The organism is Gammaproteobacteria bacterium (assembly GCA_011682695.1).
Taxonomy (GTDB): Bacteria; Actinomycetota; Acidimicrobiia; order Spongiisociales; family UBA4744; genus BMS3Bbin01.
The window spans coordinates 1-24,126 of the sequence record JAACED010000031.1 but is presented as its reverse complement, the minus strand read 5'-3'; the positions used below and the strand labels follow the sequence as shown (position 1 = coordinate 24,126).

At 61.3% G+C, this 24,126-nt stretch carries 26 protein-coding genes and 1 pseudogene; 2 read left to right on the top strand and 25 right to left on the bottom strand.

The window, feature by feature from the left end; translation table 11 throughout:
- Nucleotides 1-742: IS5/IS1182 family transposase (locus tag GWP04_07720; protein NIA25444.1), on the bottom strand; the 742-nt coding region annotated here is incomplete at its 3' end.
- 325 nt (nucleotides 743-1,067) lie between these two features.
- On the opposite strand from GWP04_07720, the gene GWP04_07715 reads away from it, so the two are divergent.
- A complete protein-coding gene (locus tag GWP04_07715; GenBank protein ID NIA25443.1) occupies nucleotides 1,068-1,691 on the top strand; it encodes a DoxX family membrane protein in 624 nt (207 codons plus the stop codon).
- Nucleotides 1,692-1,718: 27 nt separating this feature from the next.
- Here GWP04_07715 and GWP04_07710 read toward each other — a convergent pair whose 3' ends face one another.
- The 9 genes from GWP04_07710 to GWP04_07670 form a co-directional block, all read right to left on the bottom strand.
- The gene (locus GWP04_07710; GenBank protein ID NIA25442.1) at nucleotides 1,719-2,891 is read right to left on the bottom strand and encodes a hypothetical protein; all 1,173 of its coding nucleotides are present in this window, start codon (nucleotides 2,889-2,891) and stop codon (nucleotides 1,719-1,721) included.
- 88 nt (nucleotides 2,892-2,979) lie between these two features.
- Complete coding sequence (locus GWP04_07705; protein ID NIA25441.1) at nucleotides 2,980-6,153, bottom strand: molybdopterin-dependent oxidoreductase; 3,174 nt, start codon at nucleotides 6,151-6,153, stop codon at nucleotides 2,980-2,982.
- A complete protein-coding gene (locus tag GWP04_07700) occupies nucleotides 6,154-7,386 on the bottom strand; it encodes a hypothetical protein (protein ID NIA25440.1) in 1,233 nt (410 codons plus the stop codon).
- Between the two features lie 14 nt (nucleotides 7,387-7,400).
- On the bottom strand, nucleotides 7,401-8,117 hold the full coding sequence (locus GWP04_07695) for a 4Fe-4S dicluster domain-containing protein (protein NIA25439.1): 717 nt from the start codon (nucleotides 8,115-8,117) through the stop codon (nucleotides 7,401-7,403).
- Nucleotides 8,118-8,259: 142 nt separating this feature from the next.
- Complete coding sequence (locus tag GWP04_07690; GenBank protein ID NIA25438.1) at nucleotides 8,260-8,913, bottom strand: response regulator; 654 nt, start codon at nucleotides 8,911-8,913, stop codon at nucleotides 8,260-8,262.
- Entirely contained in the window at nucleotides 8,910-10,313 is a 1,404-nt protein-coding gene (locus GWP04_07685) for a HAMP domain-containing protein (protein NIA25437.1), read from the bottom strand. The genes GWP04_07690 and GWP04_07685 overlap by 4 nt, the downstream gene beginning before the upstream one ends.
- Complete coding sequence (gene phnD / locus GWP04_07680; protein ID NIA25436.1) at nucleotides 10,297-11,223, bottom strand: phosphate/phosphite/phosphonate ABC transporter substrate-binding protein; 927 nt, start codon at nucleotides 11,221-11,223, stop codon at nucleotides 10,297-10,299. Before phnD ends, GWP04_07685 begins: the two co-directional genes overlap by 17 nt.
- Nucleotides 11,220-11,771 (bottom strand): molybdopterin-guanine dinucleotide biosynthesis protein B, encoded by a 552-nt coding sequence (gene mobB, locus GWP04_07675; protein ID NIA25435.1) that lies wholly within the window; start codon nucleotides 11,769-11,771, stop codon nucleotides 11,220-11,222. The genes phnD and mobB overlap by 4 nt, the downstream gene beginning before the upstream one ends.
- 49 nt (nucleotides 11,772-11,820) lie before the next feature.
- Nucleotides 11,821-12,138, bottom strand: coding sequence for a carboxymuconolactone decarboxylase family protein (locus tag GWP04_07670; GenBank protein NIA25434.1), 318 nt, complete (start codon nucleotides 12,136-12,138; stop codon nucleotides 11,821-11,823).
- A gap of 137 nt (nucleotides 12,139-12,275) precedes the next feature.
- Here GWP04_07670 and GWP04_07665 point away from each other — a divergent pair, with 137 nt between their 5' ends.
- Nucleotides 12,276-12,731, top strand: a complete 456-nt coding sequence (locus GWP04_07665) for a hypothetical protein (GenBank protein ID NIA25433.1) — start codon at nucleotides 12,276-12,278, stop codon at nucleotides 12,729-12,731.
- 35 nt (nucleotides 12,732-12,766) lie between these two features.
- Here GWP04_07665 and GWP04_07660 read toward each other — a convergent pair whose 3' ends face one another.
- From GWP04_07660 to GWP04_07590, 15 genes and pseudogenes are all read right to left on the bottom strand, one after another.
- The gene (locus GWP04_07660; protein NIA25432.1) at nucleotides 12,767-13,510 is read right to left on the bottom strand and encodes a TSUP family transporter; all 744 of its coding nucleotides are present in this window, start codon (nucleotides 13,508-13,510) and stop codon (nucleotides 12,767-12,769) included.
- 143 nt (nucleotides 13,511-13,653) lie between these two features.
- Nucleotides 13,654-14,889, bottom strand: coding sequence for a chromate efflux transporter (gene chrA, locus GWP04_07655; GenBank protein NIA25431.1), 1,236 nt, complete (start codon nucleotides 14,887-14,889; stop codon nucleotides 13,654-13,656).
- Nucleotides 14,882-15,955: an arsenic resistance protein gene (locus tag GWP04_07650; GenBank protein NIA25430.1), complete on the bottom strand. Its 1,074-nt coding sequence runs from the start codon at nucleotides 15,953-15,955 to the stop codon at nucleotides 14,882-14,884. Before GWP04_07650 ends, chrA begins: the two co-directional genes overlap by 8 nt.
- Nucleotides 15,956-15,998: 43 nt before the next feature.
- Entirely contained in the window at nucleotides 15,999-16,505 is a 507-nt protein-coding gene (locus GWP04_07645) for a universal stress protein (GenBank protein ID NIA25429.1), read from the bottom strand.
- Complete coding sequence (locus GWP04_07640; GenBank protein NIA25428.1) at nucleotides 16,505-17,563, bottom strand: arsenic resistance protein; 1,059 nt, start codon at nucleotides 17,561-17,563, stop codon at nucleotides 16,505-16,507. The genes GWP04_07645 and GWP04_07640 overlap by 1 nt, the downstream gene beginning before the upstream one ends.
- Nucleotides 17,564-17,577: 14 nt before the next feature.
- Nucleotides 17,578-18,024: a hypothetical protein gene (locus tag GWP04_07635; GenBank protein ID NIA25427.1), complete on the bottom strand. Its 447-nt coding sequence runs from the start codon at nucleotides 18,022-18,024 to the stop codon at nucleotides 17,578-17,580.
- Nucleotides 18,025-18,074: 50 nt separating this feature from the next.
- Nucleotides 18,075-18,677 (bottom strand): tRNA CCA-pyrophosphorylase, encoded by a 603-nt coding sequence (locus GWP04_07630; protein NIA25426.1) that lies wholly within the window; start codon nucleotides 18,675-18,677, stop codon nucleotides 18,075-18,077.
- An 11-nt stretch (nucleotides 18,678-18,688) separates the two neighbouring features.
- Nucleotides 18,689-19,123: an OsmC family peroxiredoxin gene (locus GWP04_07625; GenBank protein NIA25425.1), complete on the bottom strand. Its 435-nt coding sequence runs from the start codon at nucleotides 19,121-19,123 to the stop codon at nucleotides 18,689-18,691.
- A complete protein-coding gene (gene arsB / locus GWP04_07620) occupies nucleotides 19,120-20,178 on the bottom strand; it encodes an ACR3 family arsenite efflux transporter (GenBank protein NIA25424.1) in 1,059 nt (352 codons plus the stop codon). Before arsB ends, GWP04_07625 begins: the two co-directional genes overlap by 4 nt.
- A gap of 29 nt (nucleotides 20,179-20,207) precedes the next feature.
- A complete protein-coding gene (locus GWP04_07615) occupies nucleotides 20,208-20,459 on the bottom strand; it encodes a thioredoxin family protein (GenBank protein ID NIA25423.1) in 252 nt (83 codons plus the stop codon).
- 68 nt (nucleotides 20,460-20,527) lie between these two features.
- Entirely contained in the window at nucleotides 20,528-21,580 is a 1,053-nt protein-coding gene (locus GWP04_07610) for a permease (GenBank protein NIA25422.1), read from the bottom strand.
- A complete protein-coding gene (locus tag GWP04_07605; GenBank protein ID NIA25421.1) occupies nucleotides 21,577-21,903 on the bottom strand; it encodes a metalloregulator ArsR/SmtB family transcription factor in 327 nt (108 codons plus the stop codon). The genes GWP04_07610 and GWP04_07605 overlap by 4 nt, the downstream gene beginning before the upstream one ends.
- Before the next feature lie 162 nt (nucleotides 21,904-22,065).
- Complete coding sequence (locus GWP04_07600) at nucleotides 22,066-22,464, bottom strand: cation diffusion facilitator family transporter (GenBank protein NIA25420.1); 399 nt, start codon at nucleotides 22,462-22,464, stop codon at nucleotides 22,066-22,068.
- A gap of 67 nt (nucleotides 22,465-22,531) precedes the next feature.
- Nucleotides 22,532-23,518: pseudogene (locus tag GWP04_07595) on the bottom strand (IS3 family transposase).
- Entirely contained in the window at nucleotides 23,515-23,952 is a 438-nt protein-coding gene (locus GWP04_07590; GenBank protein ID NIA25419.1) for a transposase, read from the bottom strand. Before GWP04_07590 ends, GWP04_07595 begins: the two are co-directional and overlap by 4 nt.
- Nucleotides 23,953-24,126 lie beyond the last annotated feature (174 nt).

The window sequence follows — 24,126 nt, the reverse complement described above, 5'->3', positions numbered from 1 at the left end:
CGATGGCTTCTTTCGCGGCACGCAGCTTGGCGAGACGGGACTCCCGACGAGCCAACTCCGGTGGGACCTCGTCACCACGCTTGTCTTCACCGAACTCCTCATCCTCCGCGAGATCTGTTGCTTCAGCATCAGCGAGGATCGCCGCGACCTCGACCTGGAGCTGTTCGATCCTGGGACCCGGACGCCCATAGCTCATCGCCTTACGTCGAGAAGCAGACGCCCGCAGCTTCGTACCGTCCAAAGCCACCCGACCCAGGGTCACCAACCCCGCCTCTGAACACAAGACCAGCACCTGAGTGAACAAATCATCCAACGCTGCGAGATGACGACGCCGGAACCGGGCAATCGACCGATAATCCGGAGCACTATTCGCCGCCAGCCAACGGAACGCCACATCGATGTGACAGCGGCGTTCCATCTCCCTCGACGACGTCACCCCCGTCGAATACGCATACAACAGAAGCTTCAACATCATCGACGGGTCATACGGCGGGCCACCAGACGCCTCCACATACGAGTCATAGACCGCCGAGAGATCCAACAGGCCGTCAACGACCTCGGCGATGAACCGGGCCGTATGCTCCTGCGGCAGCCAGTCATCAAGCGACGGTGGCATCAGAAACGACTGACCCGGATCGTACCGACGAAACACCTTCGACCTCCCCGCCGCAACCCTCCCCACTGGGGGGTCATCGTCGTCGGCCACCTCAAACAGCGTCTCATCACCAGAATCATTCTTCATACCCGCAATTCTCGCCGAACAGACACCAAAACGCGAGAACCCACAACACCATCAACGATCAGCCAGCCGATCGCTCCGCTCACAGATACTGACCCACGCTCCTAGCGGACGTAGTCGTCGTGGCTCGCCTAAGCGGCACCGGTTACATGCCCTGGCGCACACGGGCCGAGCACGCAGCAAACCCTACGGCGGCTCAAATGGGAGTGGGGGCCGACGACACCACAATCACCCTCACGCCGGCAAGGAGACATCGCCAGGCCCTCACCCATGACGCGGACTGCATCGCTGAAGACCTCATTACGCTGCTCCGACGAGCAAGAGCGTAATGAACGGGCTGATACGCGATGTGGATGCGCAGCGGGCCCGGTGGGTTGCCCACCGAGAGGAGCAGGGCCTTGTACCGGGAGCAGCCGACGGCTTCGCGCTCTCGGCGGTCTTGGACGTTGCGCCAAAACCTGTTGATTTCGGAGTGCTGGTACTCAGACTCGTCGCAGGCTCGATCATGGTCGCGCACGGTGTCAACCATGGGCGCAACCTCGATGGGACTGCCTCCTGGTTCGAATCCATCGGGTTCCGCAAGGCGCGACTTCAAGCGGCTCTCTCGTCGCTCGGTGAGATCTCGATTGGCATCGGTCTGATCCTGGGTCCGCTGACGACGATTGCCGGCGCGGCGCTGATCGCCACATTGCTCGTCGCATTCGTCTCCAACCACCGTTCTGCAGGGTTCTTCGTCTTCAACCGTCCAGTAGAGGGATGGGAGTACCTGCTGACCCTCGCCTCGATCGGTGTCGCTGTGGCGGTCACGGGTGCGGGCTCGATCTCGCTCGACGCCGTCATCGGGCTCGATCTGTCCGGTTGGTTGGGTGGAGCGATCGCCGCGGCCGGGGCCCTCGCCGGGGCGCTCCAACTGGCCACGTTCTGGCGCCCGCCACAGGTGTCTGACAACTGATCGGGCACGGCCTGGCGTCTTCCGTCGCTACGTGTCCGATCGTCTCAGTAGGTCGTCCATGAGTCCTGCTTCATCGCGAAGTGGGCGAACTTGCCCGACTGAATCTCGGCAGAAAGAGCAGATCGGCGATTCCTGACCATGAGACGCAGTCTGAACCCCGCACTGGCTGCAAGCAACAAGGGTGCCTTCCGCAAGCTTCCACCGGGTCGTCGCCGAGAGAGCTTGTGGTGGCAGCTCGGAGTGGTAGGAGATGGCGTCGTCCGGGCACGCCGTAGCGCAGATGCCACAGTCGAGGCAGGTCGATGGTCGAAACACGAGCGAGAACAAGTCGGTGTTCGCGAGGAACTCGAGCGCATCGCTCGGACAGAATCTTGCGCACAGGCTGCACGCGGAACAAGCCGCAGTGTCCACTTTGACATCCGTCATGGGGAGCTTCTCTGTCTTGACCCACCGAACAGGGTCGAGACCTCCAATTGCTCCCAACAAGCTCTTGCGCGACTTGGGAAGACGACGAGGCAACCTGACGTCGGCGTCCAACCCGTCAATCTCTACACCCGGGGTGGTGATCTCCGATGCCCTGCGTTTCACAGCGGAGAACAGAGCCCGGCGGCTCATGGCCGTACCATCGATCATCTCGGGCGTGCCCCCGCGAGACTCGTGCGGACTCGTACCAAGGCGGATCCTGACGGTCACGTCAGTGGAGGCAAGGAGCGCATTCGTTGCTGCGACGGTCTGATGGATCCCGGTTCGTGTCGCCCCAATTTCACATGATGGGCAGTGGCTGTCGTCGATCCATACGTCTTCTTCCTGATGGGCCAAATCGAGGAGGTTCGAGACACTTAGCGCCGACAGGCACCGTTCACTCCGCCCGAGGACATCGACAGGAAGCGTCGTTGCTTCGGGCGCCTGTACGCATGCCACACCGAGAGTCCCCCTTGGACGATCCGTCAACGCCATGAGCAGCGCTGCTTCGAGCGGTCGGCCGGAAGGCTCGAATGCGCCGGTCGGACATGCTTGGACACATGCACCACAGGCAACACACGCCGGCTCGTTGATCATCGGGATGCCACGATCGAGCGAAATGGCGAGCGTCGGGCATGCCGTCATGCAGCGGATACAGCCTGCGCCGTTGTGGCGGGCGTTCAGACAGGCCGAGCCATCTCTGTTCGGGGGTGACCCTGTGATCGGGTATTCGTTCACGCAACCTCCGGCTGCAGGCTCGCTCCGGCCAAACCGGAGGTCCGGACGGGGAACCGTCCGGACCTCATGCTATCGGTCGAGCAGGTTGTCAGACCTTCTCTACTTCCACCTTCGTGTCATAGAAGCTTGCGCTCCCGCCGATCGGATCCGTGAGGGAGACATCTCCCACGATCGGATCGAGCCGCATTGCCGGGTTCGGGACCGTTCCAGATGCTCGATCGGGGTCTCCCTTGATCGTCTGACCGTCGATCACGACATCGTTGGAGCCGTAGGCCCAGTGACCTCTCCAGGAGAGCCCGACGGTTCCCGGGCGCATGCCTTCCATGACCTTGACTTCCGCTTCGACGGCGTAGGAACGGCCGTCTCCAAGATCGAAGGCTCCGGTCGGGAGTGTTGCCGAGAGAACTCGTGCGTGATCTCCTGACTTGATACCTCGGGCTGCAGCGTCTCGGCTATTCATTTGTAGGAAGTTCTTGGGTGAGATGGCCTTTTGCAGCCACTCTGAGCCGCGGCTACGGCTCTGACCTTCCCAGATCTCCTTGAACGTGATCAGTGTCAAGTCGAAGCCTGCATCGTCGATCTCGTTGCCGCCTGCATCCTTGACAGGCTGCCACTTGGGGAGGCCGTCGAACCGTTCACCAGTCATCGAATCCTTCGCCTTGGCAACCTTCTCGACATACAGGTTCCAACGCCCGTGCCACTGGTGGGCCACCCACTCGTCGTCCTTGTAGAGCTTGTCGCTTGGCTCGAATCTACCGCCACGATTGAGTAGGTAGACCAGACTCGGCCACAGTTCGGCGGGCACGGCTCGCTTCCAAACTGCCTCGTCGTACACAGTTGCCGGCAGGTGGCTTCGAGCCTCTCGGAAGATTCGCATCTCCTCTGCGTCTGCCGCCGGCAAGGTCTCCGAGCCGTCCTCTTTGTCACCGAACGCCAGGTTGGCCGAGAGAGCAAGGAAGTACTGCTCTGGACGGTCGAATGGATACCCGTCCCCGAGACCATCTTTACCGAAGCCGGCCAAGCCGAGTCTCTTGCCAACAGCGATGAGGAACGCCTCGATAGAAATCGGCATCTGTTCACCCTCGACGTCAACGATGTCGGTCAGTGGAGCAATCGTGGGCTGTCGTACCTTGCTCATCTTCGTCTGGATCGTGGGCGACGTGTGGGAGGTGCCCCACCGTTCCATGTAGCTCAGATCCGGGAGGATGTAGTCGGCATACATTGAGGTCTCGCCTATGACGATGTCGCACGCAACGAAGAGCGGGACCTTTTTGGGATCCTTCAGCGCTTCGATCTGTGCGTGCCCTGCCGGTGATGCCAGCGCCACCGTTCCCATTTGCGTCATCACGAACTTGGCCGGATAGGGATACCCGGCCGCTGCACTGGGGATGACGTGCTGGTAGACGTCGCTCGTGAACGGATACCATGGACGCTTGGCCGGGAAGCCTTCGAACAAGGTGGATTTGTCGTAGGACGCTTGCTGGCGGTTGATGTGGATACCCCACTTCTTCAGCCCGCCCGGAGCCGATGCAACCACGCTCTTGGGGAACGGTGCACCGCCCTTGGATCCGTCCTCATGCCAGTGCCCTCCGCCACCAACGATTCCACCGCGATGGTTCACGTTGCCGATCAGCACATTGAGTGTGATGATCGCCTGACCGTTGTGGTAGCCGTTTGTGTGCTGTACAGGGCCCCGATACATGTCGGTCCCTGCGCGCTTGCCGTGGCTGGTGAATTCATCGGCCAGGGCCACGATGTCGCGGGTCGGGATGCCGCAGATATCGGCGTACTCATCCAAGGTTCGTTCGGCTGCCCGATCGGCGAGCAGCTGAAACGCAGGTTTGACGGCGATCCCATTGACGGTGAAGTCACCGAGCAGCTGACCTGCCGGCGCCGCGTCGGCCAGTGCCGCATCAGCGTCGGTCATGACCACCCGCGCACCGGAGACGGGGTTCCCGTCTGCATCGGTCGGCGGTTCGAGACCGGCCTCCTCAGCAGTGAGAAACACCATCTCGTCGAGACGAACGAGATGAGTCGCGTCACTGTAGGTGCCCTCACCGTTTGCCTCTGCGGCATCCATGCTGGGTGCCGTGAGGTAGCTTGCGTCGTAGCGGCTGTTCTCGATGATCCAGCGGATCATGCCGAGTGCCAGGGCACCGTCGGAGCCGGGGTGCACGGCAACCCACTTCCACGCCTTTGCCGCCGTCTTGCTGAGACGAGGGTCCACGACCGCATACTTGAACTTGTTACGTATCAGCGAATCGGTGACCTGCTCGGTCATCGGGGTAGGCCCGAAGTTCGACTCGAACGCTCCGGTTCCAAAGAAGATCACGAACTCGGCGGAAAGCAAGTCCGGCTTCAGGTGGTCCTTGCCGCCAGTCATCTCCTTGAAGGCGATGTGGTGGCTCTGCTCACAGATCGTTGTGTGCAGGTAGTAGTTGACCGAGCCCATTCCGTCGTACGTGAAACGCTTGGTCAGCTCCTTACGGCCGTGCTCGACTCGTCCGCCCAAGAACACGAACTGGTTGTTGACCGGTCCGAGGTCTGGATGGTCGGGGTCGATGAGCATGTCGAGATGATCGGCGTGCTTTGCCTTGAATTCTGGGACCGTCATGTCACCAGCGACGACAGCATCGGTGTCAGCGGCCAACTCTTTTGCGAGATCGACGTCACGGAGCTTGTAGATGTCGTTGAGACCGTCGACCTTGCCTTCGCCGAACAGATCACCACCGTTGACGACCTCGTCGATGAACTGGTTCCATTCGATTGCCTGCCACTCACCCTGGCCGCGTCCACCGACGCGTTTGAGGACCTTGCGAATCCGATAAGGGTCATAGGCGATCTGGACGGAAGATTGTCCCTTCGGGCATATCTTGGCATCGTCCTTTGCTGCCTCAGCCAACGGAGTGTCCTCCGCCAGATTGGGCAGCAGGTTCATCGGGCTGTACGGGTTGCCGTCGACCTTCACCAGGACACCGTCCTGGATCTTCGCCTTTAGGGTGCACGCCGTGTGACAGCTCAGGCAGATGCTGTAGATCGTGTTCTCGGGGTCGTTCAGCGGATAGGCGGCGCCTGCGAAGGCGGCGGTCGGCTCCACGATGTTGCCCGTGATTCGTGCCAGCGCGGGCAGCGATCCTGCTGCGGCGACCGCGCCGCCGACCATGGCACTCGTCTTGACGAAGTCTCGCCGGGTGACCGACCAACGGTCGTCGGGAGCTTCGACGGGCTGCAGTTCAGAGCCGTCGGTGTTCTCGATGGCCATTCAGACCACCTCCTTTTGTCGGACGATGGGTAGGAGTTGGTAGCCGGCGAGGAAGAGCATCGCCGCCAGGGAGACCGCCCAGACGAAGACGAGCCACTCACCTACGCTTGGGAAGTAATCGAACGACAACCCCGGGCCGGTGAAGGCCTCTCTAAGACCTTCGAGTTCTTGGATGTTGAGGCCGGGCAGAACGATGTTGAGGCGGACGGTCAGGAACGTGCCTGCGATGAGCGCGCCTGCCCATCCGACCGCAGCGACGGAGCGGCTACGGAACAACAGCAGGCCAAGCGGCACGATCACGCCGATGCCAACGTGCAGGAGCCAGAACACCCACCAGTAGGGACCGAACAGGACCTGCCGGATGCTGTCGGTGAGCGACGGCACCGCCGAGATGAGTCCCGTTGAGAACTCGGCCCACTCGAGGAGTACGTCGACCGCTAGAAGACCGAGCACCATCTGACCGAGGAACAGGAGTGTCTCTCGGTGCGCAGACCCGCCGCGTCCTGGGCCCCAGATGGCTGTGAGGAACGCGATGAGGGCAGCACCCGAGACGAGAGCTCCTACGAGGAACACGATGGGTGTGAGCCCGCCGTGCCAGAACGGTCTCGCTCCCACGACGCCGAAGAGCGCTCCTTCGGCCCCCGTGGCTGCAACTGCCAAAGCGAAACCGATCCAGCTGAGAGTGCGCAGCGTCGACTTGTCACGATCAATGGTGGTCGATGTCAGGTCGCCCCGTCCGAACGTGAGGAATCGACAGACGGCGCCCCTGGCGCCGGACTCTCGAGCGCAAGCTGCGAGATCGGGGCGCGTCGAGAACCAGAGCATGACGACCAGCAGGATCGCGTATGCACTGTAGAACCAGGCCATGAGCCCCATCATTGATGCCCAATGGGTGTGTGTGATGAGGCGCCAGACTCGCGCCATATGTCCGAGATCGAGCCACACGAGGAGCAGTCCGCCCACCAGTGTGACGAGCGCCGTAAGCAGCGCGAGTCGGCCAATTCGCTCGAGTCGTTTGACCCGAAAGGCATAGACCAGGGTCGAGACGAGGAACGCCCCAACGGAGAGGCCGATCAGATAGATGTAGGCAGCCACCCAGAGGCCCCACGGAACATAGCTGCCGTAGTTGGCCATCTGGTGGCCCTGTGTGAGCCGCTGAACCAGTCCGATGAGCCCTGCGAGGAATCCCACGCTGACAAGGGCCCATGCGATTGTTTTGCTTGCCTTGGTCATGGTCGCACCTCCTTTCACACCAGGTAGTAGACGGATGGTTTCGTACCCAGCTCTTCTTTGAGTCGGATGGTGTTCGGCAGGGCTGCCATCTCGGCGACGAGGGAGTCAGGGTCGTTGATGTCGCCGAAGTAGTTCGCTGTGCCAATGCATGTTGTGACGCAGGCAGGAAGCAGTCCTTCTTCCAGCCGATGGAGACAGAACGTGCACTTCCGGACGTTGCCGACCGGTGAGCCGTCGGTGCGGGGCCACTCCTTGCCGTACTCGAAGTTCGGCAGCAGCTCGTACTCCATCTCTTGCGGAGAACCTTCGGTGTAGGTGTGGCCGGTGTCGAACGTGCGGGCCGAATAGGGGCATGCAGTGATGCAGTAACGGCATCCGATGCACTGCTCGTAGTCGATCTCGGTGATCCCGTCTTCGCGCTTCCATGTGGCGTTGACCGGGCAAACCTCGACGCACGGCGGCTCTTCACATTGCATGCACGGCCGCGGCATGAACTGGCGAGTCACGTTGGGGAATGTGCCGATCTCGGTCTCCAGGACCGGGCGGTACACGACACCGGGTGGCAGTTTGTTCTCGGCGACACAGCTGACGGTGCAGGCATGACAGCCGACACACTTGCGGAGGTCGATCACCATCACCCAGTGGCGTTGATCGACTGGCTTCTCGAGGGCCCGTTCGATGTCTCTGCGCATCCGAACGAGCGCGCTCTCCTGCGTGAGTAGCTCAGGCATGCAAGTCTCCTCTCGTGCGACCCGGAGACATTGCACCATCGAACGCGCTTCGTGAGTAGCGGGAGAAACCCTGCTTCGTGTAGGGGAGTTCCGGTCTCAATAACGGGTGGTCTGTCGGGGATTTCCCGACAGACCGGGGCTTTCACTGGAGAATGTCGAGTTCCAGGGCGAGGCGGACGAGTGCGGCCCGACTGTCGAGATCCAGCTTGCGCATCATGCGCGCTTTGTACGTCTCGACAGTCTTGACGCTGAGGAAGAGCATGGCGGCGATCTCGGTATTGGAGTGTCCGAGGGCAATCAGTTTGAAGATCTCAGTCTCCCTGTCGGAGAGAGAAGCGTATCGACCATGCTTCTGGTCGCCCTGTTTCTCGGTGTCGAGACCATCTTCGAGTAGCTGGCGAGTGTGCCGCGGGCTGATGTACACGCCACCGTCATTGACAGCTCTGATTGCCGTGAGCAATTCCTCTGGCGCAGATTGTTTGAGGAGAAACCCGGAACCGCCAAGCTCCAGCACACTTCGAAGGTATCCGGCGTCGTCATGCATGGTGAGGGCCAAGACCTTGGCATTGGGGGCGCGATCTCGGATCATCGGGAGTGCTTCCAAACCACTGCAGGTTGGCATGTTGAGATCCATGACGACGACATCCGGCTCGAGATCTGCGACCAGATCGACGCACATCGCACCATCGCCCGCCTCCCCTACGACCTCGAGATCCGGCTCTGCGCTGAGAAGAGACTTCAAACCGGCCCGAAGAACCGCGTGGTCGTCAGCGAGGACGATACGGATCGTCCTCACGTGGGTACCTCTACGAACACGGTGGATCCCTGTTCGCTGCTCTCGAACCGGACACGCCCATTGAGCAGGTCCGCGCGCTCACTCATTCCGTAGATACCCACGCTGCGACCGGCTCTCTGCACGGCTTCGACATCAAAGCCCTTCCCGTCGTCTTCGATGATGGCGCGTGCCCAGCCGTCCCGTTGCGAGATGACGACACTGATCGTTCTGCCACCGCTGTGTCGTGCCGCGTTCGTCATGGCCTCCTGGACAATACGATACAGGGCGGTCTCGATTGTCGGGGCGAGCCGCTCGGTGATGTCCATGTGGGTGTCGACCCGAAATTCCGGGTAGAGGACGGCAAACTCTGCCACATAGTGTCGAAGCGCTTCAGCCAGGCCGAGGTCGTCAAGAACGCTGGGGCGCAGGTCACGGCCCAACTGGCGAACCGTTTGCAGTGTTTCGTCCGTGATGCTCCGTAGCTCAGCTGCTCTCGCGGCCGTCGCAGCTTGATCGTGCAGCTGAGGAAAAGTGGAGATCCCCAGGGCCAGCGAGTTGAGGGCCTGACCTACCCCGTCGTGAAGTTCCCTCGCGATGCGTTTTCGTTCCTCCTCTTGTGCACCGATGAGTTGCTCGAGGAGACGAGTCCGTGCTGCTTCTTTGTCTTCAATCGTGACCCGGTTTCGTTCGAGATCGCCAACCATCGCGTTGAAGGCGTCCGCAAGAACACCGATCTCATCCTTTGCCCACTGTTTGGCGCGCGCTGTCAGGTCCCCGGAGCCAACCCGTTTGGTGGTTGCGACGAGGTCGAGGATCGGTCTGGTAAGGATCCACGTCAGGAAGATAGCTGCGCCGATCCCGAAGACAGCCACCGCGAGCGTCGTCAGCAGCATCTGTCCAGTGATCACGTCGATCACCGTCCGCAGCCGAGCTTCGGAGAGCCCAACTCGGGCGGAGCCGGCTTGGCCGTCGAGGATCAGCCCGGTGAACTCGTGGATACGACCGTCGGAGCTGTCGTAGATGGTTGTGTCAGCGGGTAGTCGGAGGAGTTGGGTGGGGAATCCTTCTGTTCCGAAGGTGTGGGCTAGCACCATGCCCTGGGGATCGATCACAAACGCATACATGATGTCGGTATGGTTCGCCACAGTTTCAGAGAGCAACTCGTGGAGCGAGAACGTGTCGTTGAGAAGGATGGGATCGACGCTCCGCCCCGCCAGGTCGCTCACCACGGACGCTCCCCTGCTGTCGAGTTCATCGAGCAGCACTTGACTCATGACGGTTCTCACCTGCCAGGTGACTCCGAGGCCGAGCACGGTGGTGAGGGCCAGAACGATGCCGAGGATTTTCGTCCGAACGCTGACCGAGCCCAGCAGCTGCATCGCCGGCTCGGCGTATCGTTCGAGGCTACGAGTCTGTGACATGGCGGGCGACCTCATCGATCACGTCTCGGACGCCGTCATAAGCGGCGTCATCAACCGGGGCAAAGCTGTCGACTCCCAGACTTGACAGCACCTCTGATGCTGCCGGATCAGTCGATATCGAAAACAGGATATTCTCGAGCTCGGCGATGCTACGAGGGCTGACGTTGGGGGAGACGACGACCGGGGGATTGGTGAATGCCGGAGATTGGTGGATCACTCTGATCTTGGATGCGAGGGCAGGGTCGCGTGCGAGTGCGTTGTCGAGGACGAGGCTGTCGACACCCGCCGCGTCGGCGACGCCCTCGGCGACGGCCTTGATGGCACGGTCGTGGCTGTAGGTGAAGAATGTTCGTCCAAAGAAGGCTTCGGGGGTCGATCCGAGCAGGTTGACCAAGTATGTCGGGTAGATCCGACCGGTCGTGCTGATCGGATCGGTGAACACAAACGTAGCGCCTTCGAGATCGGCCATGCTGGTCGCGACAGAGTCGGCCGCAACGATGAGTGTCGAGTAGTAGACGGCCTCGCCGCTGATCTCGGGAACGGCGAGGAGGCGGAGTCCGAACTGGTCGTGACCGGAGACATATGCACTGGTGCAGACGAAGCCGACGTCGATGTCGCCTGCCTGGAGCAGGTCGTTGATCTCCTGGTAGGTCCGTCGCTGGACAATCTCGACCGGGCGACCGAGCTTGCTGCTCAGGTAGTCGGCGAGGGCGCTGTAGCTCTCTACGGTGCCTTCTGGCGAGAGGATGGCCGCCACGGCAACGCGCAACGGCTTCACCTCACCGATTCCGGTGGGGGGTACCGGCTGTCGTTGTGAGAAGTCAACGAAGGGCGGTGCAGCGACACCGGCGGGGGCACACGCTGCCAGGAGGAGGCAAAGGACAACGGTGACACCGATCCGTAGCTTCATGATCCGCCGTCGACGTATTGCAGGAGAAACCTGGCCAGTCCCGTCACATCATCGAAGTCGAATTGCGGCACCGGCAGGTCCCAGGATCGATCCGTGACCAGCGCCAGCATCTCTTCGACATCACACAGAAGTTCGCTGCTCCGTCCCGATCGATGCACTTCAATCTTGGCGTATGGGCCTCGTTTGTAGCCTTCGGTAAGGACCAGATCCATGCCCGCAAAGGACCGCGCGATGACTGCATCGAGGTCGCCCGACCCGTTCTCCCTGCGGAACACGGCAACCTGGACAGGACTGGCTCCCACGACGATATCGGCGCCTGCCTCGGCGAGCCGGTATGTGTCTTTGCCAGGGACGTCGAACGACGACACGTGGCTGTGATGTTTGAGAACCCCAACGGTGAGACCGAGCACCCTCAACTCCGGAAGGAGTTTCTCGAGCAGGGTCGTCTTCCCGGTCCCCGACTTCGCGACGATCGACACGACTGGTGGACTCAGTGAGAAGCCCTCGCCGGGGCCCACGGCCCGTGCCGACTGCTCGAAGAAGACCATCGTCCCTCCTGGGTTGACGAGATAGTACCTACCGAGAGGTGTACCGACTTCAGTCTGCCTTCAGGACCTCGTCAATCCAACCGAGTGCCGCGATCGCAGCAGGGAAACCAACAGTGGTGATCGCGCTCAACGCGACTTGACGAATCTCGTCGGGAGTCGCGCCGGCAGAGACCGCCTTGCGAACATTGGATCGGACGGCGCCTTCGGCGAGTGCACCGATTGCGATTCCCAGCTTGGTAAGTCGCGCCGTACGAGCATCGAGCGGACCGGCGGCGTCCACGGCCCCACCGAGGTGATCAAGTGCGCCGCTCACCTCAGGGTAGGTCGTACGAAACTCCAGATACGTCTGCGGCAGATACTCGGACATGGACCCTCCCGTCAGCCAGTCTCACCAGCCTACCCGGAGGCGAACCGAGGCGGATTCCTCTCCCACCCGCGTGGAGGTCGAGACCGATTCATGAGGCGATCATCATCAACCTCGTTGTCGTATCACTTGCGGCCTTGATGATGCTTCTGCGCCAGCGAGAGGTTCTGAAGCATGCCAACTGGCGGGTTGTCATCATCCCAGCTGTCTTGGGGGGCGCGGCCGGCCGTGCACTCGCGATCGACGCGAGTCCCGAACTCCTCATCGGGGTTTTGGGCGGGTATGCGATCCTTGTCGGACTCCGCTTGCTGCTCGTGAAACCGATCCCGGAGAGAGACGATGTGTCGCATGAAGTTTGGACCGCTCCCGTTGCGGCATTGAGCGGCGCATGGGCTGCGCTCTTCACACAAATCGGGCTTGGTTATCCGCTCGAACAGGGCAGCCTCTTGCTTGCTCTCTATCTGTTTACGGTGATCGCGTTGACAGCTTTGGTGGTCGGGAAGGTGTGGTCACCGAAGCTCAACCACATCGTCACACTGATTGTCGGCCCGTTGCTAATCGGCGTTGGTGTGAAGTTCCTCGCACAGGTCTTGTAGCCGGCCGCTGCCTGTTGCACGACACTCCGTGTAGTTCAGATGATGTCGATGAGCATCTTGGCCGCTACGAGCCAAAGTACGATTCCGATCATCCGCTTCAACGCGGTGTTGGACAGGTGCACCGAGACGACGCGAATGCCAACTACCGCGCCCGCGGCTGCGGCAGTCCCCGCCACAATGACGAAGACCGGATCGAGGGCCGTGAGTGTGGCCCTGGCCGCGAAGCCTGAGAGTGACGAAGTCAGAGCGACCAGCGCCGTTGTGCCAGCGGCTTCTCTTGGCTCTACGCCTACGCCGTGGAGTACGGGGAGCACAAAGCTGCCGCCTCCCACACCAAGGAGGCCGGCGAGAAATCCGACGCCTCCACCAACGGTCGATCCCGTTGCGATCTCGACGGCTCGTGATGATTGCAGGCGTGCTTTTGGTTGTCGACGGAACAGCATCATGGCGCCGGCGACCACCAGGAACGCAGCGAAGCCTCCAATCAGTAGCTCATGGTTGATCCTCGTTCCCACGTGGGCACCTACAGGTGCCAAGAGGACCGCGAACGCCACGATTGGCAGGCCGACCCGATAGTTGATGTTGCCGGCACGGTGGTGCCCGGGGGTCGCGAAGGCGAGGGCTACCACGTTGAGTAGGAGCCCCATCGAAATCGCGGTAGGTAGCGGCACACCCATGTAGTAGAAGATCGGAATGATCAGGAAAGCAGCCCCGAGCCCGGCCATCGCCATGAACCCTGCCAAAAGAAAGACGACAAGGGCGATGACCGCATAGTTCATGGCGGCTACCGACTGGGCGCTAACAAAGGAAGGTCTTCGAAACTCTCGACACCGCAGCGTGCTGTCAACATCGATTCACTCCTTCTTCCATGGTGACGACCAGTATGTGCTTGTGTGCCAAGTCGGTGATCGCTCGAGCAGTCTCATCCCAATGTGATCCCGAACGCGTCGAGCACTATTGCGGCGGCAATGCCCCCGGCGAAGACCCACAGCAGGTTGACCCTGGAGAACCGGACGAGAACAAACGCACCGACTGCCCAGATGTAGGCGGTCGGACCGACAAGACTCACCTTTCCGAGGCTGAGAACGACAAACACCAACATGCCGGTGAACGAGGCCAATACTGCCTTGAGGGCGTGTCGAATCATCGGGTTGTGACGGATCTTGCCGTAGATCTCGGTCATGATGAGCGTGTAGAGGAACGATGGGAAGAACATTCCGGCGGTGGCGATCAGGCTGCCCCAGAGGAACCCCACCTTGTAGCCGATGAACGTCGAGGTGATCAAGAACGGCCCTGGTGTGATCTGACCGAAGGCGATTCCGTCGGCGAATTGGGGCATTGTCAGCCAGGGGTGGGTGGTGACGGCCACTTGCTGGAGTAGCGGCATGATGGTCATGCCGTTTCCGAACGCCACCGCGCCGATCTGGAACATCGACGAGGTCAGCTCTGCGATGTCCCCGCCTGAGAGGATCCCCACTGCGAGCACGACTCCCATTGCTCCGGCGACAAGCAGGATGCCGGCCATGCGCTTCGAGAAGCGGCCCGGGATGTTGAGATCGCCGTCGGTTGGAGACCCGGGCCCGTTGCCGGCCGGTTGACCCCAATAGATGGCGATGCCGGCCACGATGGCGCCGAGTACGACGAACAGGGCGTTCACGCCGAACAAGATGAGCAAGAACGCAGTAGCTGCGACTGTTGCGGCGCGGAGATCCTTCAGGTACCGGGAGCCAAAGTCGAGCAGGACATGGAGCACGACGCCGACCACCATCGCCTCGAGGGCGATGAACAGAGGATGGACCCACGGGACCGATCCGTAGGTGAAGTAGAGCCACGACAGTCCGGTCATCTCCAGATATGCGGGGATCAGGAACATCGAGGTGGCGATCACGGCACCGACCAGTCCTCGAATCCGGTATGCGCTGTATGTGGTGAGGTTGTAGACGAACGGGCCTGGGTAGATCTGAACCATGCCCAAGCCCTCATCGACCTCCTCCTGACTCAGCCACCCGCGTCCGATGAGGAGCGCCTTGAGTTGCTGGAGGACGGCCATGCCGTAGGCGGTCAACCCGATCTTGAGGAACGCCCACGCGAAGGCGGGCAGCGGAGGCGGGGCCGTCCGCCGCCCGGAATCGACGGCTGGAGAGGACTGCTCAGGCATCGGTTCGGTCCTGCTCCGGGTCCGCGGCTTGGAGTGAGGCTACCTGTTCGCTGGCCACGGCGTCCGACTCGGCGGCGGCGCGCCGTTGGAACATCCGTGCGAAGACGCCGATGAACAACACCATAATCAGCATGTCGCTGAATGGTCCGCCCATGGCGACCCCGACGGCGGCGAGCGGACCCCAGGTGGCGATGGCGATCGCGGTGGCGATCGTCATGTTCGATCCGGCCGAGTAGAACAGCGTCGCGTCGTACTCCCGTCCGAGGCCGACGAACCTTCCGGCGAAGTAGTTGCCGCCCATGCGCAGCAGGAACACCACGTTCATGACCAGTGCCGTGACGATGATCAGTCCGACGTTCTGCGACAGGAGCCTTCCGTTCAGCCCGAAGACGACGAACACCATCCACAGGGTGCCGAAGACCGCGAGGGTTGAGAATGCGGGCTTGAGCTGCTTGACCGAGTCTTCACCCCGATAGTGCAGCAGCGCGTACTTGGTCAACTGCCCGGCTGCCAACGGCACGATGATGTAGATGAGCAGCGATTTCACCATCGTCCAGACAGGCACCGAGATGACAGCGTTGAGTAGCAGGTGGCTGTAGAACGGCATCACGAACAACGACAGGACGAACGTCCAGGCGACGCCGATGACGACCAGTTGGGTCTTGCCACCGGCCATCCCGGTGAACGCCGGAGCCGAACTCGGAATCGGCGCGAGAGAGATGAGCACGATGCCGGCGATGAAGGCCGGATCGATGCTGGGCATCACCCATCCGAGGAACTTCATTGTCACCCATGCGAGTGCCGGAAATACCAGCACGTAGGCGACGGTGAGGATGATCAGGTACCGGGTCTTCTGTGGGCTGGTGTGCAGCACCATGGATCGCAGGTTGATCCCGATCATCATCGGGTACAGCATGGCGAACAGGGCATAGGGGAGTGAACCCTTCAGCGGCTTGAATACCTCAGGGGAGCCGATCCCCCACGCACTGGCACCGACGGCGATGACCAGGACGATGAGGATCAGGTACTTCTGCAGGAAGTCGTGGAGTGTCTTGATCGATTGCATGTTTTCGTCTTCTTCTTCCAATGTTGGTGCCCACTCCTGGGCCTCAGTCTCGGGGCGCTTGTTTGGGGCTTCGCTTCCGGCCCTCGCCGCATGAGCAGATGGTGAGCACGGGACACGATGCGTGCTTGGCGACGTGAGCGGCCGTGTCACCGAGGAGGACGTCCCGGATGGTTCGGCGGCTGTGGGATCCGAGCACGATCACGTCGGCCCCGATCTCCTCGGCCGCATCGAGGATTTCCTTGGCAGGATCTCCCACACGGATTATCTCTGTCACGTCCAGCCCGGCTGCCTCCAATTCGGCGACGTCTTGGTGGAGTCGGACGGCATCCTCGTGTTCGAGTTCGACCTCTTCTTCCTCGACCTCCATCTCCCAGACTTCGGGGGAGACCATCGGTGGCTCGTCGACCATGGTGAGCGGCTCGTCGAGCGGTTCGAGCACGGTGAGCACCCAGAGTTTGTTGCCGTCTTCGCGGGCGAGTGTGGCGGCCACCTTCTTGGCTGTCTCGGCGTGGTCCGAGAAGTCGGTAGCGAACAGGACTCTGTTGAACATCAGGCACCTCCTGAGGTCAGGGCGGCGTCCGGCGTTGCAGTCGGAGGGGCCCCGAAGTATCGACGGATGCGGTCTTCCATCTTGAGATATGCGACCAGGAAGATGATCTGGAAGATCGGCAAGGTGGCCGCCGGGATGGCGACGAGTGGGGAGAACGCGGCGGTCGCCAAGGCGATGGCCGTACCGTTGTTCTTCCCGGTGCTCGCGTAGACGAGGCCCATGTGGTCCTCGTAGGAGAGATGCGCCTTCCGGTTGGCCCAGGTGATGAACGCCAGGGTGGCGATGACGAACACGAGGTTCGGGACGATGAGCCAGAGCATGAGCTGCCACTTCTGTACGAGGACGCCTGCCTTCATGAAGAAGATGAGGAAGATGATCGCGTACATCGAGATGAGGGTGATCGACGGGAAGATCGGCGCGACCCTACGGAACTTCTTCTCGCCGAGCCATCTGATGAGACCGATGCGGGTCAGGTAGCCGAGGATCATTGGGAGGATAAGCACGGTCAGGATCGCGTTCATGAGCAGTCCCATCGGGATCGGCACGTCGAAGCTTCCGCCGAGCACACTCAGCCAGAAGGGGATCGCCGCGATCGCGGCGACGAAGCTCGTCGCCACGGCCACCGTCGCCAGCTCCAGGTTTCCCTTCGACAGTCCCGTGTAGCCGATGCTCATTGACGAACACGGCACCACCATCACGAGGAGGAACCCGAACCCGACCTCGGGATCGTTGAGGAAGATCTTCGAGAGGATGTAGCCGAGGATTGGCGCCCACACGAAGTTATAGCCGAGGGTCAGTCCGAGCCCTTTGAGGTTCTTGAACGCTTTGGCGAGAGCTTCGAGACGAATGTTGACCATCATCGGATAGATCATCAGAAAGACCACGACGGTGATCAGGGTTTTGAGTCCGGGTTGGTGAGCTTTCGTGAAGGGCTGGTCGAGGTAGCCGAGACCCCAACCAACGACGATCGCCGCAGTCGCGTACCAGAGCAGGTACCTCTTGAGGTGTTCCTGAAGCTTGTGAACCCCGCCGTGGAGAGCCGGATTGTGAGTGGGCATGGTCTCTTCTTCTTTCAGTGCTCGGCGGCCGCGGGGTGCACGACGTGGATCTCGCCGGTGATCTCACACGCTTTGATGAGCGTGTTGTAGAGCGTGCCGATCGAGCGCAGGTTCTCGTGGAGGGCATCGACGCGTTCGTCCGGCTCGTCGGTGACGACGGTGATCGCGTACTCGATCTTGCGGATGTGTGGCGGGTTCACCACCTTGACAACGGAGATGTCGAAGGTCATCTCCTCGTAGGTGAAGCCGGTCTTGTGTGAGAACCCAACTGCGTTCTTCAGAGCGCACTCGGCGAATGCCACTCCGAGGAGGTCACCTGGTCCGGGGAGCGTGTCGCTCGGTCCGGGTTTCCCATCGCCTTCGATGAGCGTGTCTCTGGTCGAAAGGACGGCTGTCCCTCCGGGCCGGCCGACCCCTTGGGCGTGAAAGGTGAGTTCTTTGGGAGGTGTCGTTGCTTGCATGGATGCTTCCTTTCGGACGGTGACTGGAGCCACCACGTGGCCGGCTTTGTTCAGACTTCGTAGCCCGAACACGACCGGCACATGAGCGTGTCGTTGGCCACCCTCAGGTATGGCTCTGCGACGAGTTCGCCACAGATCTCACAGGTGGTGAACGCCACATGCTCGTCGGTGTTGATCCTCGGCCCGGTGGAGACCGGCCCGATGGACATGATCTCGTCTCGGGATGCGTTCCACACGAGGTCAACGAGTTCCCACTGCTCGTCCTCCGGAATGTCAGTTGGTGGCACGCCGGCTCGTCGTTTTTTCATGAACGGGGAGGCTGCGATCAGCGGCTGGAGCTCAGGCCTATAGGAGACCCGCACAGCTCGTCCGGTAGCCGACTCGGTGACTGTGACGGCGAGTTTCCCTTCGTGGGTCCTCTCGATGTTGCCCTTTCCGAATGTGCAGCCTGTGGTGAACTGGATGCCATCGGCGAAACACATTGCTCCGTGCTTCTCGCCGATCTCGACTGCGGCATAGAGCTGTGTCGCTCCGGCTCGTGAGACTTCGAGGGCTTCGAGCGCAGCGAGGCCGATACGTACGCCTGCGGCGCTGGCCCAGCAGCGATGTCCATGAAACCCGAGCGCGTCGATGAGTACCTGACGATCGTCCATCCCGCTTCCTTTCAGACTGTGCTCGGTGCGACGGTGCGGATCGATCCGGTGACGTCACAGGCGAGTGCGATGGTGTTATAGATAGTTCCGAACTTCTCGATGTTGCGAAGCAGCAGCTGTACGCGCCTGTCGGATTCGTTGGTCACGATGGTGAGGGCGTACTGAACCGATGTCATCCGCGGCGGGGCGTCCTCACGGACTGCAGTGACCTCAATGCGAGCTTCCTCGTACTGGAAGGGCAGCATGTGGGAGAAGCGTTCAACATTCTTCAGGACGCACGCGGCGAACGAGGAGACGAGCAGCTCTGCCGGTCCGGGCACTTCCTCGTCCGTGCCGTCGGAACCGTCAAAGCGGATCAGCGCGTTCTTGGCGCTCAGCTGGCCGGCGCCGCCGGGATGGTTGGTACCGGACGCGTGATAGACGAGCCGTTCCTGCTTGGTCGTCACGATTTCGCCTCCACCGGGTAGAAGCGACGTCGCGTCCACAGGGCGACGTACACGAGACCGACGAGCACGGGGACCTCGATGAGGGGACCGACAACACCGGCCAGTGCCTCACCGGACGACACGCCGAAGATGCCGATGGCGACAGCGATCGCCAGTTCGAAGTTGTTGCCGGCGGCGGTGAACGAGAGGGCGACGTTCTTCGGATAGGAGAGGCGCAGGCGTAGACCCAGAGCGAACGATGTGCTCCACATGATGGCGAAGTAGGCGATCAGGGGAAGGGCGATACGGGCAACGTCGAGGGGCTGTGAGGTGATCGCCTCTCCTTGGAGGGCGAACAGCAGCACGATGGTGAACAGCAAGCCCCATAGGGCGACCGGGCTGATCTTCGGTAGGAAGGTGCCTTCGTACCACTCGATGCCTTTGGACCGCTCACCCCATAGGCGGGTCAGCCACCCTGCGACCAATGGGATACCGAGGAAGATGAGCACCGACTTGGCGATCGCCCACATCGAAATCGAGACCGTATGGGTCTCCAAACCGAGCCATCCCGGCAGGACGGTGAGATAGAAGTATCCGAGAATCGCGTAGGCAAAGATCTGAAACAGCGAATTGAGTGCGACGAGGACCGCTGCAGCCTCACGATGACCGCAGGCGAGGTCGTTCCAGATAAGCACCATCGCGATGCAGCGGGCCAAGCCGACAAGGATGAGGCCTGTGCGGTACGCGGGCAGGTCAGGGAGGAGCAGCCACGCGAGCGTGAACATGAGCGCAGGTCCAACGATCCAGTTGAGCACCAGAGAGCTGGCCATCAGTGTTCGGTCTGTGGTGACTTCGCCCATGCGGGAGTACCGCACCTTGGCGAGTACCGGGTACATCATCGCCAGCAGGCCGAGCGCAATCGGAAGCGAAACCGTGTCGATCTTGACTGCGTCAAGCCAATCGTTGAGGTTGGGGATGATCCGACCGAGGAGCAGACCGGCGACCATGGCAAGACCGATCCAGACCGGCAGGAATCGGTCGAGAAGTGACAGGCGCTCGACGACGGACTCTTCCATCGCCACGATTTCACTCTGGGGTGAAGGTGTCACGCTCGACTCTCCTCGAACGAGGCGAATAGCTGCATGAGCGATTCCGTCTGCGGGACCATCCCGTTGAAGATGAGCTGATCGTCGATGACCAGCGCGGGGATGCTCATGATCCGGTACTGCGCCATCACGGCGTAGTCATCGACGAACTCGACGGTGGCATCGCTTTCGAGTCGCTCGAGTGCATCGTGGACGCGGATGTTGAGTGCCCGACAGCTTGGGCAGCCTGAGCCGAGGATCTTCACTTCCATGGGTTTCCCTCCGTGGGTTGGTGCGCTTTCGCTCTGAGATTCACTGTGCATCTACATGGGTCGTTTCTTCACAGGATTGCGTTGAAGAGGTATCCGACCAAGAGGATTCCGCTGCCGACGACGGCAACGAATGTAGCCAGGAGCTTGGGCCTCAGGACCTTTCGGAGCAGCACCATTTCGGGCAGTGACAGAGCCACGATCGACATCATGAACGCCAGCACGGTGCCCATCGCGAGACCCTTCTCGGCGAGGACCTGGACGAGGGGGAGTGCCCCTGCGGCGTTCGAGTACAGCGGGATCCCGACAAGGACAGCGATGGGGACTGCCAGGGGATTGTCGGGTCCTGCCCATCGGGCGAACAGGTCTTGGGGTGCCCAGCCGTGAATGACCGCCCCAATGCCGATACCAACAAGCAAGTACGGCCAGATGGATCCGACGATGGAGCGAACCTCCGCCCTCCCGATGGCGAAGCGATCGACCCAGGTGAGTTTGGTGGTCGTATCGACGGGTTGGTTGCCCATGTGGATCTCATAGACGAAGGGTTCGACCCACTTCTCGAGCTTGAGTCTGCCAAGGATGTTGCCGGCGACGATGGCGATGAGGAGGCCGAAGCCGATGTAGAGCGCGGCGACCTTCCAGCCGAACAGGCCATACATCAGCACGACGGCAACCTCGTTCACCATGGGGCTGGCGATGAGGAAGCTCAGAGTGATACCGAGTGGCACACCGGCGGCGACGAAGCCGATGAACGCCGGTACCGCGCTGCACGAGCAGAACGGAGTGACGACACCCAGGCCTGCCGCGGCGATATTTCCGACCCCTTCTGCCCTGCCGCCGAGGAGGGCCCGAGTGCGCTCCAAGGTGGTGAAGCTGCGAAGGATCGCGACGAGGAAGATGATCCCGGAGAGCAGGAGCAGGATCTTTGTCGTGTCGTACGCGAAGAAGTGGACTGCCTGACCAAGCCTGCTCGCCGGATCGAGGCCCCCACCGGTGAACACCGCCCAGTCCCAGAATGGTTCGTTGAGCTGATACAGAGCGATCCATGCGATGGCGGCTACTGCGGCGCCACTCCAGAGTCGCTGTGGACTGATGCGCCGCTCGGAGAGGAGAGTGCTGCTCATTGACGTCTCCGTTTCATGACCATGCTGTGGCGGCATCCGGTCGGTAGAGCAGTACGGACCTTCTTCCACGCATCCGTTGCGACTGAGTAGTCGATCCACCGTCCGCGCTTGTCGCCAACGATCAACCCGGCCTCTTTGAGGACTTTGAGGTGATAGGAGAGAAGGTTGGGAGCGATCTCGACGACGTCTCCGATGTCACACGCACACTGAGGTTGGCCCGACAGGATGTCCAGGATCGAGAGGCGGATCGGATCGGACAGCGCGCCGAACAGGGCGGCAGACTGTTCAAAACGTGTTGTATCAAGTTTCTTTGTAATATGCATGAGGTCACTGTAACAAGCGGTGCAAATGAGACAAGTCGGACTAAGCCCCACCTCTGTGAAGGGAGAGCGTTCCCGTTGGAATCGACGATGGTGGGGTCGTCTCGTGGCGCGGTCGGCCCTCTGGTGACTCGTTTGCTCACCTGGGCCGATCGAAGCTGTGCTTCAACAGTTCGCTTCGAGGCATCCCTTGTGGGTGTCAGGCTCCACCTGGAGGGTGGTGTGGGCGATGTCGTAGTTGTCTTTGAGGAGATCTCGTGCCTGGTCGAGCACGGGGTGGGGGTCTGCTTCGTTGTTGATCATGAGGTGTGCTGAGGCAACGTTCATGTCTGAGGTGAGGGTCCATACGTGGATGTCGTGGACATCGACGACCTCGGGTATGGCGGCGAGGTGCGCCCGCATGTCGTTGACGCAGATGTCGGTGGGAGCAGCCTCGACGAGTACGCGGATCGCCTTGCGTCCAAGACGCCAGGCCCGGGGGATGATGAACAGGCCGATTGCTGCGCCGAACAGTGGGTCTGCGTATGCCCATCCGGTGAAACGTAGAATGAGCGCGGCGACGATGACCGGAGCCTGTCAACCTTTTTGAGACGGGTTGTTTGTTGATTCTTTGGGTCGGGGTGTCCTCCTTTGGTTTGTTGATCCACGCGGTCTGTGGGAGTGGTGGCGGTGTCGGCGCCTTGCGGACGAACCGTTCGGGATGTGTCTGGTAGGCGGCGTCGAGGACAGAGGCTCGTCGCTTCTGGATCGCTTCGGCTCGGCCGTAATGCACGTCGGCGGGGGTGTGGAACCCGATACCGGAATGACGATGTTCGTCGTTGTACCAGGCGAAGAAGCTTCTCGTGAAGGCCTGGGCGTCTTCGAACGATCCGAAACGTTTCGGGAAGTCGGGCCGATACTTCAGCGTCTTGAACTGGGATTCGCTGTAGGGGTTGTCGTTAGACACATGCGGACGGGAGTGGGACTTGGTGACACCGAGATCGGCGAGCAGGAGGGCGACCGGTTTGGACGCCATCGAGGCGCCCCGGTCGGCGTGGATCGTCAAGGAGCCTCGATCGACGCCTTGCTGGGCGACGGTGTCGGCCAACAGCCGTTCGGCGAGGTGGGCCCGCTCGGCTCGTGCGAGCATCCAGCCGGGCACATACCGACTGTAAATGTCGATGATCACATACAGGTAGTAGTAGGTCCATTTCACCGGTCCCAACAATTTCGTTATGTCCCAGGACCACACGACGTTCGGGCCGGCGGCTACCAACTCGGGTTTGGTGTGGGCGGGATGGGTCGCCTGGCGGCGACGCTCAGATACCTCACCGTTGGCTCGCAGGATCCGGTACATCGTCGCCGTCGATGCCAGATACACGCCCTCGTCTAACAGCTTGGCATATACGGTGGCGGGCGCCTCGTCGACATGTTCGGGTTCGTGCAGGACCCGCAGTATCTCTTTACGTTCAACATCGTCAAGGGATCGAGGCTGGCCCGCTGGGATCCGGTCGGGTCTCGCCGGCTCAGGGCTCTTGCGATGCCGGCGATAATGCGTAGAGCGGGGACGGCCCACCGCCACGCACGCCGCTGTGACACCCACCATCGGAGCCAACTCGAAGATGGCTTCGTCGATCACTTCGCCTCGCCGCCGGTCTTCGCGTTGGCGCTGTCGGTGGCGAGTTCGCCCAACAGCGCCGAGAGTTCCCCCTGCACCTCGATCACCCGACGAGCCGTCCCCAACTCTTCCTCGAGCCGCCCGACGCGACGCCGCAGCCGAACGTTCTCCCGCTCGATCGGATCGACCGGTTGACGTCCCGGTTTCGCAGCCAACGCCGCCAACGCGCCGCGGTCGCGTTGCTTACGCCACTCCGAAATCAGCGACGTATACAAACCCTCCCTGCGCAACAACGAACCCTTGCCGTCACGATCCAAACCCTCATACTCGGCGAGGACCTCCAACTTGTATCTCGCCGTATACGACCGGCGTTTCGCCCGCTCCGGGACCTCAGGATCAGGATCGCTCATCCTCCCCACAGGACCCAGCGACCGACCCTCTCCAGTAATAGACATCTAGCATCTCTCCTCTCGTCGCCCTCCCAAGACAGTAATTCACATCCACAACCTGTCTCGCCAAAGGTTGACACAGAGGGTCGCTTGCCTCGAGATCGACTGGGGATCGGAACCAGCCACTCAACCAAGAGGATCTGGTGCTTGGGTTCGCCACTCCCGGTCCAGAAGCGCTCG

What these genes read in the sequence shown, in the direction of transcription:
- phnD (NIA25436.1), bottom strand. Translation starts at nt 11,223, where the DNA reads ATGAAGCTACGGATCGGTGTCACCGTTGTCCTTTGCCTCCTCCTGGCA.
- GWP04_07700 (NIA25440.1), bottom strand. Translation starts at nt 7,386, where the DNA reads ATGACCAAGGCAAGCAAAACAATCGCATGGGCCCTTGTCAGCGTGGGA.
- GWP04_07685 (NIA25437.1), bottom strand. Translation starts at nt 10,313, where the DNA reads ATGTCACAGACTCGTAGCCTCGAACGATACGCCGAGCCGGCGATGCAG.
- GWP04_07660 (NIA25432.1), bottom strand. Translation starts at nt 13,510, where the DNA reads ATGAACTATGCGGTCATCGCCCTTGTCGTCTTTCTTTTGGCAGGGTTC.
- GWP04_07645 (NIA25429.1), bottom strand. Translation starts at nt 16,505, where the DNA reads ATGTTCAACAGAGTCCTGTTCGCTACCGACTTCTCGGACCACGCCGAG.
- GWP04_07695 (NIA25439.1), bottom strand. Translation starts at nt 8,117, where the DNA reads ATGCCTGAGCTACTCACGCAGGAGAGCGCGCTCGTTCGGATGCGCAGA.
- GWP04_07610 (NIA25422.1), bottom strand. Translation starts at nt 21,580, where the DNA reads ATGAGCAGCACTCTCCTCTCCGAGCGGCGCATCAGTCCACAGCGACTC.
- GWP04_07605 (NIA25421.1), bottom strand. Translation starts at nt 21,903, where the DNA reads ATGCATATTACAAAGAAACTTGATACAACACGTTTTGAACAGTCTGCC.
- GWP04_07670 (NIA25434.1), bottom strand. Translation starts at nt 12,138, where the DNA reads ATGTCCGAGTATCTGCCGCAGACGTATCTGGAGTTTCGTACGACCTAC.
- GWP04_07705 (NIA25441.1), bottom strand. Translation starts at nt 6,153, where the DNA reads ATGGCCATCGAGAACACCGACGGCTCTGAACTGCAGCCCGTCGAAGCT.
- mobB (NIA25435.1), bottom strand. Translation starts at nt 11,771, where the DNA reads ATGGTCTTCTTCGAGCAGTCGGCACGGGCCGTGGGCCCCGGCGAGGGC.
- chrA (NIA25431.1), bottom strand. Translation starts at nt 14,889, where the DNA reads ATGCCTGAGCAGTCCTCTCCAGCCGTCGATTCCGGGCGGCGGACGGCC.
- GWP04_07640 (NIA25428.1), bottom strand. Translation starts at nt 17,563, where the DNA reads ATGCCCACTCACAATCCGGCTCTCCACGGCGGGGTTCACAAGCTTCAG.
- GWP04_07650 (NIA25430.1), bottom strand. Translation starts at nt 15,955, where the DNA reads ATGCAATCGATCAAGACACTCCACGACTTCCTGCAGAAGTACCTGATC.
- GWP04_07715 (NIA25443.1), top strand. Translation starts at nt 1,068, where the DNA reads ATGAACGGGCTGATACGCGATGTGGATGCGCAGCGGGCCCGGTGGGTT.
- arsB (NIA25424.1), bottom strand. Translation starts at nt 20,178, where the DNA reads ATGGAAGAGTCCGTCGTCGAGCGCCTGTCACTTCTCGACCGATTCCTG.
- GWP04_07615 (NIA25423.1), bottom strand. Translation starts at nt 20,459, where the DNA reads ATGGAAGTGAAGATCCTCGGCTCAGGCTGCCCAAGCTGTCGGGCACTC.
- GWP04_07590 (NIA25419.1), bottom strand. Translation starts at nt 23,952, where the DNA reads ATGTCTATTACTGGAGAGGGTCGGTCGCTGGGTCCTGTGGGGAGGATG.
- GWP04_07630 (NIA25426.1), bottom strand. Translation starts at nt 18,677, where the DNA reads ATGGACGATCGTCAGGTACTCATCGACGCGCTCGGGTTTCATGGACAT.
- GWP04_07635 (NIA25427.1), bottom strand. Translation starts at nt 18,024, where the DNA reads ATGCAAGCAACGACACCTCCCAAAGAACTCACCTTTCACGCCCAAGGG.
- GWP04_07665 (NIA25433.1), top strand. Translation starts at nt 12,276, where the DNA reads ATGATGCTTCTGCGCCAGCGAGAGGTTCTGAAGCATGCCAACTGGCGG.